The organism is Citrobacter sp. TBCS-14 (assembly GCF_005280805.1).
In the GTDB taxonomy this organism is placed as follows: domain Bacteria; phylum Pseudomonadota; class Gammaproteobacteria; order Enterobacterales; family Enterobacteriaceae; genus Citrobacter; species Citrobacter gillenii.
This window is the reverse complement of the sequence record NZ_SZWM01000183.1, coordinates 1-285: the sequence shown is the minus strand read 5'-3', so window position 1 is coordinate 285 and position 285 is coordinate 1. Positions and strand designations below refer to the sequence as shown.

At 53.3% G+C, this 285-nt stretch carries 1 pseudogene; it reads right to left on the bottom strand.

From position 1 onward, the window contains the following. Positions 1-285, bottom strand: a pseudogene (locus FDX22_RS08660) (pirin family protein); the annotation flags it as partial.

The following is a 285-nucleotide window of genomic DNA, read 5'->3' as shown; positions in this document are numbered from 1 at the left end:
TGAAGTGACCGCGTGGAACGTGCCATGGATCGACTGCAAATACGCGCGAGGTCCATGTAACTGAAAACTCAGTGATTCACCTTTTTGCAACTCAACATGATGTACCCAGACCTGCTGGCGAAGATGCAGGCTACCCTGTTCACCGTCCGGTGAAGCAAGCAGTTGATGTTTGCCGGCATTCAGCGTCGCTTTTTGCACGCAGGTGTTTTCGCGCTGCGGGCAGGCGTCCAGCCATAGCTGCATTCTGGTCAGGGGCTTATCTTTGCTGATATTGTGCTCGCTGTA